We start from the raw sequence: 14,135 nt of genomic DNA, 5'->3' as shown, positions 1-14,135 counted from the left end.
GCCTTGTCCCGTGATCAGCGCGATAGTCCTCGGAGGCACTGAAGCCTCCGGCCCGCGCCCGGCGCACCACCGTGCCCGGGCCATCGCTGATCCCCGCCGCCGGGGCACGTGGCCGAGAATGGCCCGTTCCGCCCCGCCCGGCTCATACGACGGCATAGCGTCGATCCCGAACGGACATCCCGCCTCGCGGCGCTATGTCGATTCTTCCTTCACCTACGTCACGCAATGGCGCGCGACAGGAGCCAGAGGACATGCAGACCAAGCTGGACGAAGCAAAGGCCGAGCTGCTCGTACGGGCGGCCCGGGTAGCTGAGAACAGCCCGGCCGGGGGGCTACTTCCGACTGGGTCCGAGCAAGGGGGGCGTCCCGGCAAGGACACGACGCTCTCTTACCTCCAGCGCTACTACCTGCACACCGCACCCGAGGACCTCACCGACCGCGACCCGGTCGACGTCTTCGGCGCCGCGCTCTCCCACTACCGGCTCGCCGAGAACCGGCCACAGGGCACGGCCCGCGTGCGCGTCCACACCCCCACGGTCGAGGAGAACGGCTGGACCTCCAGCCACTCCGTCGTCGAGGTGGTCACCGACGACATGCCCTTCCTCGTCGACAGCGTCACCAACGAGCTGTCCCGCCAGGGCCGCGGCATCCACGTCGTGATCCACCCGCAGGTCGTCGTCCGCCGTGATGTCACCGGCAAGCTGATCGAGATCCTCGGTTCCGACTGCGCCCACCCGTCGCCCGACCGCCACCCCTCAACGAGTCCCTCCGGGACCCCGGACGCCCTCGGCCCCGCCACCGCGCGCCCCCACGACTCCCTCGTCGAGTCCTGGATCCACGTCGAGATCGACCGCGAGACCGACCGCGCCGACCTCCAGCAGATCACCGCCGATCTGCTTCGCGTCCTGTCCGACGTCCGCGAGGCCGTCGAGGACTGGGAGAAGATGCGCGACGCCGCGCGCCGCATCGCCGAAGAGCTGCCCTCCGAGCACACCGCCACCGACCTGCCCGAGCACGAGCTGGACGAGGCCCGGGAGCTGCTGCGCTGGCTGGCCGGCGACAACTTCACCTTCCTCGGGTACCGCGAGTACAACCTGGTCGACGGGGACGCGCTGGCCGCCGTACCCGGCACCGGCCTCGGCATCCTGCGCTCCGACCCGCACCACAGCGGCAAGGACGACGGCCACCCGGTCTCGCCGTCCTTCAACCGGCTGCCCGCCGACGCCCGCGCCAAGGCGCGCGAGCACAAGCTGCTGGTGCTGACCAAGGCCAACAGCCGCTCCACCGTGCACCGGCCCTCCTACCTGGACTACGTCGGCGTCAAGAAGTTCGACGCCGAGGGCAACGTCATCGGCGAGCGCCGCTTCCTCGGCCTGTTCTCCTCGGCCGCCTACACCGAGTCCGTGCGCCGCGTCCCGGTGATCCGCCGCAAGGTCGTCGAGGTCCTCGAAGGCGCCGGCTTCGCGCCGAGCAGCCACGACGGCCGCGACCTGCTCCAGATCCTGGAGACCTACCCGCGCGACGAGCTGTTCCAGACCCCGGTCGACCAGCTGCGCGCCATCGCCACCTCCGTCCTGTACCTCCAGGAACGCCGCCGGCTGCGGTTGTACCTGCGCCAGGACGAGTACGGCCGCTACTACTCGGCCCTGGTCTACCTGCCCCGCGACCGCTACACCACCGGCGTCCGGCTGCGGCTGATCGACATCCTCAAGGAGGAACTGGGCGGCACCAGCGTCGACTTCACCGCCTGGAACACCGAGTCGATCCTCTCCCGCATCCACTTCGTCATCCGCGTCCCGCAGGGCACCGAGCTGCCGGCGCTCACCGACGCCGACGCCGAGCGCATCGAGGCCCGCCTGGTCGAGGCCGCACGCTCCTGGGCCGACGGCTTCGGCGAGGCGCTGACCGCCGAGTGCGGCGAGGAGCGCGCCGCCGAGCTGCTGCGCCGCTACGGCGGCTCCTTCCCCGAGGGCTACAAGGCCGACCACTCGCCGCGCGCCGCCGTGGCCGACCTGGTCCGCCTGGAACGGCTGTCCGCCAGCGCCAGCGACTTCGACCTCTCGCTGTACGAGCCGGTCGGCGCGGGCCCCGGCGAGCGCCGCTTCAAGATCTACCGCCAGGGCGAGCAGGTCTCCCTGTCCGCCGTGCTGCCGGTCCTCCAGCGCCTGGGCGTCGAGGTCACCGACGAGCGCCCCTACGAGCTGCGCTGCGCCGACCGCACGCACGCCTGGATCTACGACTTCGGTCTGCGCCTGCCCGCCTCCGGAGGGAGCCACGACCACGTCGGCGACGACGCGCGCGAGCGCTTCCAGCAGGCCTTCGCCGCGGTCTGGCAGGGCGACGCGGAGAACGACAACTTCAACACCCTGGTGCTCAGCGCCGGGCTCACCTGGCGCCAGGCGGTGGTGCTGCGCGCGTACGCGAAGTACCTGCGCCAGGCCGGTTCCACCTTCAGCCAGGACTACATGGAGGACACCCTCCGCAACAACGTCCACACCACCCGGCTGCTGATCTCGCTCTTCGAGGCGCGCATGTCGCCCGGCCGCCAGTCCGCCGGCACCGAGCTGATCGACGCGATGCTGGAGGAGCTGGAGGGCGCCCTGGACCAGGTCGCCTCGCTGGACGAGGACCGCATCCTGCGGGCGTTCCTGACGCTCATCAAGGCCACCCTGCGGACCAACTTCTTCCAGACGACGAAGACCGGTCAGCCGCACTCCTACGTGTCGATGAAGTTCGACCCGCAGGCGATGCTGGACCTCCTCCCCGCGCCGCGCCCGGCGTACGAGATCTGGGTCTACTCGCCCCGCGTCGAGGGCGTCCACCTGCGCTTCGGCAAGGTCGCCCGCGGCGGTCTGCGCTGGTCCGACCGGCGCGAGGACTTCCGTACGGAGATCCTCGGCCTGGTCAAGGCACAGATGGTGAAGAACACCGTCATCGTCCCGGTCGGCGCCAAGGGCGGCTTCGTCGCCAAGAACCTGCCGGACCCGTCGGTGGACCGCGACGCGTGGCTCGCCGAGGGCATCGCCTCGTACAAGATCTTCATCTCGGCGCTGCTCGACATCACCGACAACCTCGTCGCGGGCGAGGTCGTGCCCCCGCAGGACGTCGTCCGCCACGACGAGGACGACACCTACCTCGTCGTCGCCGCCGACAAGGGCACCGCGACCTTCTCCGACATCGCCAACGCCGTCGCGGAGTCCTACGGGTTCTGGCTCGGCGACGCCTTCGCGTCGGGCGGCTCCGCCGGTTACGACCACAAGGGCATGGGCATCACCGCCCGCGGCGCGTGGGAGTCCGTCAAGCGGCACTTCCGCGAGCTGGGCCACGACACCCAGACCGAGGACTTCACCACGGTCGGCGTCGGCGACATGTCCGGTGACGTCTTCGGCAACGGCATGCTGCTCTCCGAGCACATCCGCCTGGTCGCCGCCTTCGACCACCGGCACATCTTCATCGACCCGAACCCGGACGCGGCCACCTCCTTCGCGGAGCGCCGCCGCCTGTTCGAGCTGCCGCGCTCCTCCTGGGCCGACTACGACACCTCGCTCCTCTCGGCGGGCGGCGGCGTCCACCCCCGCACCGCCAAGGCGATCCCGGTCACCCCGCAGATGCGCCAGGCGCTCGGCATCGACGCCACCACCGCCAAGATGACCCCGGCCGAGCTGATGCAGGCGATCCTCAAGGCCCCGGTCGACCTGCTGTGGAACGGCGGCATCGGTACGTACGTCAAGGCGACGGCCGAGACCCACGCCGACGTCGGCGACAAGGCGAACGACGCCATCCGCGTCGACGGCCAGGACGTGCGCGCCCGGGTCATCGGCGAGGGCGGCAACCTCGGCCTGACCCAGCTGGGCCGGATCGAGTTCGCCCGCCTCGGCGCGGGCGGCGAGGGTGGCAAGATCAACACCGACGCCATCGACAACAGCGCCGGCGTGGACACCTCCGACCACGAGGTGAACATCAAGATCCTGCTGAACGCGGTGGTCTCCGACGGCGACATGACCGTCAAGCAGCGCAACACCTTCCTCGCCGCGATGACCGACGAAGTCGGCCACCTGGTGCTGCGCAACAACTACGCGCAGAACGTGGCGCTCGCCAACGGCGCCGCCCAGGCGCCCAGCCTGCTCCACGCCCAGCAGCGCTTCATGCGCCGCCTGGAGCGCGAGGGGCTGCTCAACCGGCCGCTGGAGTTCCTGCCCACCGACCGGCAGATCCGCGAACTGCTGAACAACGGCAAGGGCCTGACCCAGCCGGAGCTGGCCGTCCTGCTGGCCTACACCAAGATCACGGTGGCGGACGAGCTGATCGGCACCGGGCTGCCGGACGACCCCTACCTGAACCGGCTGCTGCACGACTACTTCCCGGGCGCCCTGCGCGAGAAGTTCCCCGAGCAGATCGAGGCGCACGCCCTGCGCCGCGAGATCATCACGACGATCCTGGTCAACGACACCGTCAACAGCGGTGGTTCGACCTTCCTGCACCGGCTCCGCGAGGAGACGGGGGCCTCCCTGGAGGAGATCGTCCGGGCGCAGCTCTCGGCCCGCGAGATCTTCGGGCTGGCCGAGGTGTGGGACGCGGTCGAGGCGCTGGACAACAAGGTCGCGGCCGATGTGCAGACCCGGATCCGGCTGCACTCGCGCCGGCTGGTGGAGCGCGGTACCCGCTGGCTGCTCAACAACCGGCCGCAGCCGCTCCAGATCACCGAGACCATCGCCTTCTTCGCCGAGCGCGTCACGCAGGTCTGGGCCGAGCTGCCCAAGCTGGTGCGGGGCGCCGACGCCGAGTGGTACGCCTCGATCGTGGACGAGCTGACGGGGGAGGGCGTCCCGGCGGACCTGGCCGCCAAGGTGGCCGGGTTCTCCTCGGCCTTCCCGACGCTCGACATCGTCGCGATCGCCGACCGCACGGGCACGGGCCCGCTGGAGGTGGCCGAGGTCTACTACGACCTCGCCGACCGGCTGGACATCACCCAGCTGATGGACCGGATCATCGAACTGCCGCGGGGCGACCGCTGGCAGTCCATGGCCCGCGCCTCCATCCGCGAGGACCTGTTCGCCGCGCACGCGGCGATGACCGCCGACGTGCTGGCGGTCGGCGACGGCTCCGCCACTCCCGGGGAGCGCTTCAAGGCCTGGGAGGAGAAGAACGCGGCGATCCTCGGCCGCGCTCGGTCCACCCTGGACGAGATCAAGAGCTCGGACGACTTCGACCTGGCGAACCTGTCCGTGGCGATGCGCACGATGCGCTCGCTGCTGCGGACGCACAGCTGAACCCGGGCCGGGCGCCGCGGCGCCCGGCGGGCAGATGACGGGGAGGGCCCCGGGACCGGAATCCGGTCCCGGGGCCCTCCCCGTCGTGGCGCTCTCCCTGGTTCTTCCTACTTCTTACCGAACTCCTCGTACGCGTCGCAGACCTCGCGGGTCGGCCCGTCCATCCGCAGCACGCCGTGCTCCAGCCACAGGACGCGGTCGCAGGTCTCGCGGATCGTGCCGATGCCGTGGCTGACCAGGAAGACGGTGCCGGCCGTCTTGCGCAGTTCCTCGATCCGCTTCTGGCTGCGCCGCTGGAAGGCCGCGTCACCGGTGGCGAGGGCCTCGTCGATCATCAGGACGTCGTGGTCCTTGGCGGCGGCGATGGAGAAGCGCAGGCGGGCGCCCATCCCGGAGGAGTAGGTGCGCATCGGGAGCGAGATGAAGTCGCCCTTCTCGTTGATCCCGGAGAAGTCGACGATGCCCTGGTAGCGCTCCTGGACCTGCTGCTTGGACATGCCCATGGCCAGGCCGCCGAGGATGACGTTGCGCTCGCCGGTCAGGTCGTTCATCAGGGCCGCGTTCACACCGAGCAGCGAGGGCTGGCCGTGCGAGAAGATCCGGCCGCTCGCCACCGGCTGGAGGCCCGCGATGGCGGAGAGCAGGGTGGACTTGCCGGAGCCGTTGGTGCCGATCAGGCCGATGGCCTCGCCCTTGTACGCGATGAAGGACACCCCGCGCACGGCGTGCACCTCGCGGATGCCGGGCTTCGGCTTCTTGCGGTTGAAGATCCGGCTGAGCGCGGCGGTGGCGCTGCCGCGGCCGGCGCCGGCGCCGACGATGCGGTAGGTGATGTGCACGTTGTCCGCGATGACGGTGGGGACGCGGGTGTCCGCGGGGACGCGGGCGGGTGCGGGGACGGGGGTGGTCGTCGTGTCAGCCACGGCCGTATTCCTCCTCGGCCTTCCAGAAGTAGACGAAGCCGCCGATGCCGACGACGAGGGCCCAGCCGATGGCGATCGGCCAGACGTGGTGCGGGAGGGACGAGAGCTTGGTGCTGTCGATCAGCGAGTACCGCATCAGGTCGATGTAGACGGCGGCAGGGTTCATCTGGAGCGCCGTCATCACCCAGTGCGGCAGGTGGTCCTTGCTGAGCATGTCGCTGATGCTCCACATGACGCCCGAGGAGTACATCCAGGTGCGCAGGATGAACGGCATCAGCTGGCTGACGTCCGGGTTCTTGCTGCCGAGGCGGGCCATGACCATGGCGCAGCCCGCGCAGAAGACGGCCATCAGGAAGAGGGTGGGAAGCGCCAGGAACCAGTGCGCGGTGGGCAGCTGCCCGAAGCAGACCAGCAGGACGACCAGGGCGCCCATGGTGACGAGCAGCTGTTGGAAGAGCTGGATCACGCTGGACAGGGGCAGGCTCGCGCGGGGGAAGTGCAGGGCCCGGACCAGGCCGAGGTTGCTGTGCACCGCGCGGGTGCCGGCGTTGACGGAGCTGCCGATGAAGTCCCAGACGAAGACGCCCGTGATCAGGAACGGGACGTAGTCGGAGACGCCGTGGCTGGCCTTCATGATGATGCCGAAGATGAAGTAGTACACGGCCGCGTTCAGCAGCGGGGTGACCAGGTGCCAGACCTGGCCGAGCTTCGCGGTGCTGTACGTCGCCGACATCCGCGCCGTCGCGTACGACATCACGAAGTGGCGGCGCTGCCAGAGCTGGCGGACGTACGCGGGCAGGGAGGGGCGGGCGCCGCTGAGGGTCAGGCCGTGGGCGGCCGCCAGTTCCTCGATGTCCGGCAGGGGCGCCGGGGATTCGGTCAGGGTCGTGGTCACGGGGGTCGCTTTCGACGGGGGCGGGGCGTCGCCGGCGATGGGCTGGTCCGATGGGACGGGTCCGTATCGTCGCTACGGCGAGATTAGGGGCGGGCGCGTCGGAACGCAACCGTATCGTCGCGACGGGTGCGGAGGCGCGTGCGCGGTTATGCTCGCTGTATGACCTCGGATCCCGCCGCTCCCGCTCCTGCTTCCGCCGCCGCCGCTCCGCCCGCCCCGTCCGCCGCCGTTCCGGTCGGGGCGCCCGCCGCCGCGGGGCGGCGCCGGGCGCCCGCCGGGGCGGCCGTCCTGCGCGAGGACGTGACCGAGGCGATCCGGACGGCGGTGGTCGAGGAACTGGCCGCGGTCGGCTTCGCACGGATGTCGATCGAGGGGATCGCGCGCCGGGCCGGCGTCGGCAAGACGGCCGTCTACCGGCGCTGGAAGTCCAAGCTGCACCTGGTGCTGGACCTGGTGGCCGCTTTCGCGGTGGACGGGCTGCCGGTGCCGGCCACCGGGTCGCTCTACGGGGACGTACGGGCACTGCTGGAGGTGATGTCCCACGTGCTGCGGCACCCCGTCGCCTCCGCCGTCATCCCCGACCTGCTGGTCGAGGCGGCGCGGAACCCGGAGATCGCGGGGGCGGTGCGGGGGGCGCTGCGGGAGGGGCAGCGCAGGCTCGCCGAGGGGATCGTGTCGGAGGCGGTGTCCCGGGGGGAGCTGGCAGCGGGGGTGGACGCGGAGCGGGTGCTCGATCTGGCGATCGGGCCGTTGTACTGGCGGGTGGTCGTCGTGAACGAGTCCGCTCCGCGGGAGTACCTGGATTCGCTGGCCGGGGCCGTTGTCGCGGGGCTCAAGGCCTAAGCCGTGTCCCTCGCCGGGGTGGCGGGGGTGGGCGGGGGCTGATGGGGGCTGGCGGGGTGCTGCCGGTGGGGCCCTGCGGGTGCGGTGGCCCTCCGGGGGCGCCTCAAACGCCGGCGGGGCTGGATACGACGCCGGCGGAGCTGGGTGTGGTGCGCCTCAAACGCCGACGGGGCTGGGTGTGCCGCTGGCGGGGCTGGGTGTGCCGCCGGTGGGGCTGGCGTTGTCGCGTCCAGGGGCCGGGTCGCGCAGGAAGACGTGGCGGACCACGCGTTCCGCCGCGTGGCCGTCGTCGTGCGGGCAGAAGCGGGACCGGAACGCGGCGCGGAGCTGGGACGAGCGGGAGCCGCGCCAGTGGCCGGTGGCGAAGATGTCGACCAGTTCGTCCTCGGTGCGGGCGATCGCCCCCGGGGGGAAGGCGCGCAGGTCGAAGTAGGTGCCCCGGGAGGCCTCGTAGGCCTCCCAGTCGTCCGCGTGGATCACGATCGGCCGGTCCAGCGCCGCGTAGTCGAACATCAGGGACGAGTAGTCCGTCACCAACGCGTCCGACGCCAGGCAGAGTTCCTCCACCGACGGGTGCGAGGTCACGTCCAGCAGCCGCGGGTGGCGCTCCCACGTCGGCGGCGCGTCGGCGTACGTCAGGTGCGAGCGGACCAGGATCGTGAAACGGGGCCCGAGGTCCCGCAGCACCCGCTCGAAGTCCGGGTGCCGCGGCCGGCTGCGCCGGTAGTCGCGGTGCGTGGGCGCGTACAGGATCACCGTCGAGCCCGCCGGAACGCCGAGGCGTGCGCGCAGTTCCAGCGCTGCACCCGGGCCGGCCCGGTGGAAGACGTCGTTGCGCGGGTAGCCGTACTCCAGCGTGGTGTAGGAGGACGGCAGGGCCTTCTCCCACACCAGCGTCGAGTGCCGGTTGGCGGACAGCAGGTAGTCCCACTGGTCGGCGCCCCGCAGCAGGCCCGCGAAATCGGCGGTCGGCGTGGCCGCCGGCCGGTCCTGGAGGTCCAGGCCGACCCGCTTGAGCGGCGTGCCGTGCTGGGTCTGGAGCAGGATCTGGCCGCGCCGCTTGACCAGCGCGCGGTCGAAGTTGACGTTGGTGACCAGGTAGCCCGCCCGGGCCAGCGCCGTCCAGTAGGCCGCGGAGCCGGGCCGCAGCGCGGCGGTCTCCTTCGGCAGGGTCGCCGCGTGCGCCGGATCGCAGATCCACGCCGTGCGCGTGCCGGGCGACAGCTCCCGCAGCTTCGCCTCGATCGCCGCCGGGTTGCAGGCGTAGCCGCCGTGCCAGTACGCGCTGAACACCGCCAGTCCGGGACGCAGCGGCAGGAGCCGCTGGATCCGGTAGTGGCAGCGCAGCGCCGCCTCGCGCAGCCCCCGCAGGCCGCCCGCGGCGCCCCGCCCGAGGCGGACCGCGCCGGCGCGCAGCGCGGAGAGCAGGCCGTACGTGCGCCGCACCCCGTACCGCATCAGGGTGTGCCGCACCCGGTCGGTCCGCGACAGGGACACCGGACGCGCGCCGGAGCGCACGGGGACCCGGTAGCGGCGCAGCGAGGCGGCGGCCCGCCGGAAGAACTCCGGCCTGCTCGCGCGCGGGAGGCGGCGCGGGTCGGCGTACAGGGCGCAGAAGTGCCCGGCCATCCGCCGGTGCACCACGGGCCGCCAGCGGTCGAGTTCGGGGCGGGTGCCGAGGTGGGCGAACACCCGGTCGTACTGGTCGAAGATGTCCAGGTGGCGCCGGCTGGAGGTGGTCAGGATCGAGCCGGTGCGGCGCTGGCGGTAGTGCACGCACACCCGGTCCAGGACGGCGACGGACTCGGCGGCCAGCAGCGCGGGGTAGGTCCAGGGGGTATCCTCGTAGAACCCGGGCGGGAAGGAGAGGCCCTCGCGCTCGACGAACTCGCGGCGGTACGCCTTGTTCCACACCACCGTCAGCATGCCGAGCAGCGCCGGGCGGTCGGTCAGCCGGAAGCTGGCCGGGCCGTCCTCGCGGAGGCGGTGCGCGAGCCGGTTGCGGGTGGTCTCGCCGGTCCAGAAGGTGCGCGCGTAGTCGTAGACGAGGACGTCCGGGGAGCCGGTGGCCTTCAGCCGGTCCGCGATGGCCCGGAGGGCGCCCGGAGTGAGGGTGTCGTCGCCGTCGAGGAAGACGACGTAGTCGCCGCGGGCCCGGGCCAGACCCGCGTTGCGGGCGGGGCCCAGACCCGCGTTGTGCGCGAGGTGCACGGGGGTGACCCGCGGGTCGCGGGCCGCGTACTCGTCGATGATCCGGCCGCAGGCGTCGGGGGAGGCGTCGTCCACCGCGATCAGTTCCAGGTCCGGGTACGACTGGGACAGGACCGAGTCCAGCCCTTCCTGGAGGTACGCCTGGACCTTGTACGCGGGCACGATGACGCTGAACCGGGGCACGGCACATCCAGGGGTCGGCGCGGGCATATGACCCGGCAACCACGGGGGCGCCGATCCGGTTACGCGAGCCGTGGCATTCGGGTTACCCAGGGTCAACGCAGCACGTCGGCGCGGCGATTCGCACCGCCGAGACCCTCGCGGCCCGGCCGGGGCCGCTACTTGATCGCGCCGGCCATCACCCCCGACACGAACTGCCGCTGGAACGCGAAGAACACGGCCAGCGGGATCACCATCGACAGGAAGGCCCCCGGCGCCAGCACGTCGATGTTGTTGCCGAACTGCCGGACCTGCTGCTGGAGCGCCACCGTGATCGGCGGGTGCGACGAATCCGCGAAGACCAGCGCCACCAGCATGTCGTTCCACACCCACAGGAACTGGAAGATGCCCAGCGAGGCGATCGCCGGACCGCCCAGCGGCAGCACCACCCGCGCGAACAGCCGCAGTTCGCCCGCCCCGTCCAGCCGCGCCGCCTCCAGCAGCTCGCGCGGGATCTCCGCGAAGAAGTTGCGCAGCAGGAACACCGCGAACGGCAGCCCGAAGGCGGTGTGGAAGAGCACCACCCCCGCCGTCGTCTCGAACAGCCCTATGGAGCCGAACAGTTCGGACACCGGGATCAGCGCCACCTGCACCGGGACCACCAGCAGCGCGACCACCACCAGGAACAGGCCGTCGCGCCCGGGGAACTCCAGCCACGCGAAGGCGTACCCGGCGAACGCCCCCAGGACGAGCACCAGCAGGGTCGCCGGCACGGTGATCGCCACCGTGCTCAGCAGCGACCCGGTGATGGTGTCGTTGGACAGCAGCCGCTCGTAGTTGGCGCTCGTCAGCCGGGACGGCGCGCTCAGCACCTGCCACCAGCCGTGCTTGTTCAGATCGGCCGGAGCGAGCAGCGAGGAGATCAGCAGCCCCAGCGTCGGCAGCAGCCAGAACATGGCGGCCAGGACCAGGAACACGCGCACGGCACCGCCCGCGGCGCGCGCCGCCAGCCTGCCCGTGCGGGTCGGCGCGGCCGGTATGGCCGCCCCGCTCGGCGTCTTCGGCGTACTCATCGGGAGGCCTCCCGGCGCATCCGGTGGATGTTGTAGAGCATGACCGGGAGGACGAGCACCAGCAGCAGCACCGCGATCGCACTGCCCAGGCCCGGGTTCGCGTCCGTGCCGAAGGAGGTGCGGTACAGCTGGAGGGCGAGGACGTTCGCGTCGTCCTGCACCGAACCGGGGGCGATCACGAAGACCAGGTCGAAGATCTTCATGACGTTGATGACCAGCGTCACCATGACCACGCCCAGCACGGGCGCCAGCAGCGGCACGGTGATCCGGCGGAACACCTGCCACTCGTTCGCCCCGTCCACCCGCGCCGCCTCCAGCAGCTCCCGCGGTACGGACGCCAGCCCGGCCCCGATCAGGACCATCGCGAACCCGGCCCACATCCAGACGTACGCGCCGATGACGGCCGGGGTGACCAGCGTCGGCCCCAGCCACTGCACGCCCCCGTAGGGCGCCGCGAAGTTCGCGGCGGGCAGCCGCAGCAGCGCCCCGTCGGCCTTCGCGGACAGGCTGAAGGTGCCGTCGCCCGCCGCCGTGGCCGAGTCCACCACCCTGCCGTCCTTGACCGCCTCGATGCGCATGCCCGCGTACCCCGACTCGGCCGGGTCGACCGCGTTCGCACGGCCGCCCCCGCCCCGGGTGAAGTCCTGCCAGGCGGTCCCGGTCACCCGGTCCGGCTCGGCGGCGGCCGCCTTCGCCGGGCGGGTGCCCTTCGGGAGGTCCTCCGGGGCGACCCCGACCAGCGGGATCAGCACGGGCGAACCCGCCCGCACCGGAGCGCGCGTCACGAACGCCCCGCCGCCCGCGTCCTCCAGCGGCGAATCCCGGCCGGGCCGCGCCTTGGGGAAGGCCGAGGACGGAGCGAAGGTGTCGTGCACCCCGACCCACACCGCGTTCGCCACCCCGCGGTCCGGGTCCGCCTCGTACACCAGGCGGAAGATGATGCCCGCCGCCAGCATCGAGATGGCCATCGGCATGAAGACCAGCAGCTTGAACGCCGTGCCCCAGCGCACCCGTTCGGTCAGCACCGCGAAGATCAGACCGAGCGCGGTCGCCGTCGTCGGCGCGAGCACCACCCACAGCGCCGTATTGCCCAGCGCGGTGCGGATGGTGTCGTCGTGGACGATCTCCCGGAAGTTCCCGGCCCCCACGAAGGAGTCACCGGAACGGTCGAAGAGACTGCGGTAGACCGAGTAGCCGATCGGATGCACGACGAGCGCGCCGAGCAGCACCAGCGAGGGCAGCAGGAACGCCCCCGCCACCAGCCGGTGCCGCCGGGCCGCGCGGGTGCGCGCCCCGGCCGCGCCGGTGGCGGTGACCGTTTTCGTGGCCACCGGGATCAGTTCCCGAAGGCCTTGGCCGCGTCGGCCTCCAGCTTGGCCTGCGCGCCCGCGACGTCCGCCGGGTTGGCCAGGAAGTCCTGGAGGCCCTTCCACTCGCCCGCGCCCGGCGTACCGCCGAAGGACGCCGGAGCCTGGTCGGACATGTCGAAGCGGAAGTCGTCGCCCGCCGCGAGCAGGTTCTTGGCGATGTCCCGCTGGATGGCGTTGGGGTAGGCGCCCGGATTCACGCCGCGGTTCGGCGAGACGAAACCGCCCAGCTTCGCCTGGATCTCCGCCGCGTCCGCCGAGGCCAGGAAGGTCAGCAGCGCCTGCGCGCCCTTCGACGGCTTCAGCGCCACCGCCACGTCACCGCCCGAGACCACCGGGGCCTTGGCGCCGACCGCGGGGAAGGGGAAGACGAGGGCGTCCGTGCCCACCTTCGCCTCCGTCTGCGCGATGTTCACCGCCACGAAGTCGCCCTCGAAGACCATCGCCGCGCCCGGCCGGTCCCCGCCCGTGAAGGTCTGGGTGACGGACTTGGGGAACTCGGTCGCCAGCGCCCCGCTCTGACCGCCCGCCAGGAAGTCCTTGCGGCCGAACAACTGGCCCAGGGTCGTCAGCGCCTGCTTGACGCTGTCGTCCGTCCACTTGATCTCGTGCTTGGCCAGCTGGTCGTACTTCTGCGGCCCCGCCTGCGAGAGGTAGATGTTCTCGAACCAGTCGGTGAGGGTCCAGCCGTCCGCGCCGCCCACCGAGACCGGCGCGACGCCCGACGCCGACAGGGTGTCCGCGGTCTCCAGGAACTGCGCCCAGGTCGTGGGCACCTTCGCGCCCGCCGCTGTGAACGCCTTCGCGTTGTACCAGACCAGCGACTTGTTGGCCGCCTTGTAGTACACGCCGTACTGGGTCCCGCCGACCGCGCCCAGGGCCTTCCAGCCCGCCGAGTAGTTCTGGTCCAGCTGCTTCTGCGCCTCCGGACCCACCGGCTGCGCCCACTTGTTCGTCACGGCCGAGACCAGCGCCCCGACCTGCGGCAGCAGCGCCACGTCCGGCGGCGAACCGCCCGCGACCTTAGTGCCGAGGAAGGTGACGATCGGGTCCTGGGCCGGCACGAAGGTGACGGTGGCGCCCGTCCGCTTCTCGAACTCCTTCAGGACCTTGGTGAAGTTCTCCTGCTCCGGTCCCGTCCAGACGGCCGCGACCTGGAGCTTCTCACCGGCCAGCGAAGGTAACTGGACCCGCGGGCCGCTCTGCGTGCTGCCGCCCTCCGGACTGGCCGTCGCGTCCTTCTTGCCGTCGCCGTCGCCGCCGCCGCAGGCGGTCAGCGCGAGCGCGCCCGCGGCGGCAAGCGCCGCCCAGGTGCGCGTGCGAGTCGTGCGGCCCGTTCCGTGCGTGCGCATGGCTCTGCCCCCGATGTTCATGGTGTGTCCCGGACCACAAGG

At 71.8% G+C, this 14,135-nt stretch carries 8 protein-coding genes; 2 read left to right on the top strand and 6 right to left on the bottom strand.

The window, feature by feature from the left end:
- The first annotated feature begins 251 nt into the window (after positions 1–251).
- Complete coding sequence (locus tag ABZY31_RS24770) at positions 252–5,270, top strand: NAD-glutamate dehydrogenase (RefSeq protein ID WP_356413877.1); 5,019 nt, start codon at positions 252–254, stop codon at positions 5,268–5,270.
- Between the two features lie 107 nt (positions 5,271–5,377).
- On the opposite strand, the gene ABZY31_RS24765 is transcribed toward ABZY31_RS24770, so the two are convergent.
- Both ABZY31_RS24765 and ABZY31_RS24760 read right to left on the bottom strand, forming a co-directional pair.
- Positions 5,378–6,193 (bottom strand): ABC transporter ATP-binding protein, encoded by an 816-nt coding sequence (locus ABZY31_RS24765; RefSeq protein WP_356413874.1) that lies wholly within the window; start codon positions 6,191–6,193, stop codon positions 5,378–5,380.
- Positions 6,186–7,088 (bottom strand): ABC transporter permease, encoded by a 903-nt coding sequence (locus ABZY31_RS24760; RefSeq protein ID WP_356413871.1) that lies wholly within the window; start codon positions 7,086–7,088, stop codon positions 6,186–6,188. Before ABZY31_RS24760 ends, ABZY31_RS24765 begins: the two co-directional genes overlap by 8 nt.
- Positions 7,089–7,247: 159 nt before the next feature.
- On the opposite strand from ABZY31_RS24760, the gene ABZY31_RS24755 reads away from it, so the two are divergent.
- The gene (locus ABZY31_RS24755; RefSeq protein WP_356413868.1) at positions 7,248–7,931 is read left to right on the top strand and encodes a TetR/AcrR family transcriptional regulator; all 684 of its coding nucleotides are present in this window, start codon (positions 7,248–7,250) and stop codon (positions 7,929–7,931) included.
- Positions 7,932–8,087: 156 nt separating this feature from the next.
- Here ABZY31_RS24755 and ABZY31_RS24750 read toward each other — a convergent pair whose 3' ends face one another.
- From ABZY31_RS24750 to ABZY31_RS24735, 4 genes are all read right to left on the bottom strand, one after another.
- A complete protein-coding gene (locus ABZY31_RS24750; RefSeq protein WP_356413865.1) occupies positions 8,088–10,325 on the bottom strand; it encodes a bifunctional glycosyltransferase family 2 protein/CDP-glycerol:glycerophosphate glycerophosphotransferase in 2,238 nt (745 codons plus the stop codon).
- A gap of 155 nt (positions 10,326–10,480) precedes the next feature.
- Positions 10,481–11,374 (bottom strand): carbohydrate ABC transporter permease, encoded by an 894-nt coding sequence (locus ABZY31_RS24745; RefSeq protein ID WP_356413863.1) that lies wholly within the window; start codon positions 11,372–11,374, stop codon positions 10,481–10,483.
- Positions 11,371–12,636 (bottom strand): sugar ABC transporter permease, encoded by a 1,266-nt coding sequence (locus ABZY31_RS24740; RefSeq protein WP_356413925.1) that lies wholly within the window; start codon positions 12,634–12,636, stop codon positions 11,371–11,373. The genes ABZY31_RS24745 and ABZY31_RS24740 overlap by 4 nt, the downstream gene beginning before the upstream one ends.
- A 74-nt stretch (positions 12,637–12,710) precedes the next feature.
- Positions 12,711–14,093, bottom strand: coding sequence for an ABC transporter substrate-binding protein (locus ABZY31_RS24735; protein ID WP_356413860.1), 1,383 nt, complete (start codon positions 14,091–14,093; stop codon positions 12,711–12,713).
- Between the last annotated feature and the right edge of the window lie 42 nt (positions 14,094–14,135).

The sequence above is a fragment of the Streptomyces sp. NPDC006529 genome (assembly GCF_040611795.1).
Taxonomy (GTDB): domain Bacteria; phylum Actinomycetota; class Actinomycetes; order Streptomycetales; family Streptomycetaceae; genus Streptomyces.
The sequence above is the reverse complement of the archived record's forward strand: the minus strand, read 5'-3'. Positions and strand labels throughout refer to the sequence as shown.

What these genes read in the sequence shown, in the direction of transcription:
- ABZY31_RS24770 (WP_356413877.1), top strand. Translation starts at nt 252, where the DNA reads ATGCAGACCAAGCTGGACGAAGCAAAGGCCGAGCTGCTCGTACGGGCG.
- ABZY31_RS24755 (WP_356413868.1), top strand. Translation starts at nt 7,248, where the DNA reads ATGACCTCGGATCCCGCCGCTCCCGCTCCTGCTTCCGCCGCCGCCGCT.
- ABZY31_RS24745 (WP_356413863.1), bottom strand. Translation starts at nt 11,374, where the DNA reads ATGAGTACGCCGAAGACGCCGAGCGGGGCGGCCATACCGGCCGCGCCG.
- ABZY31_RS24735 (WP_356413860.1), bottom strand. Translation starts at nt 14,093, where the DNA reads ATGCGCACGCACGGAACGGGCCGCACGACTCGCACGCGCACCTGGGCG.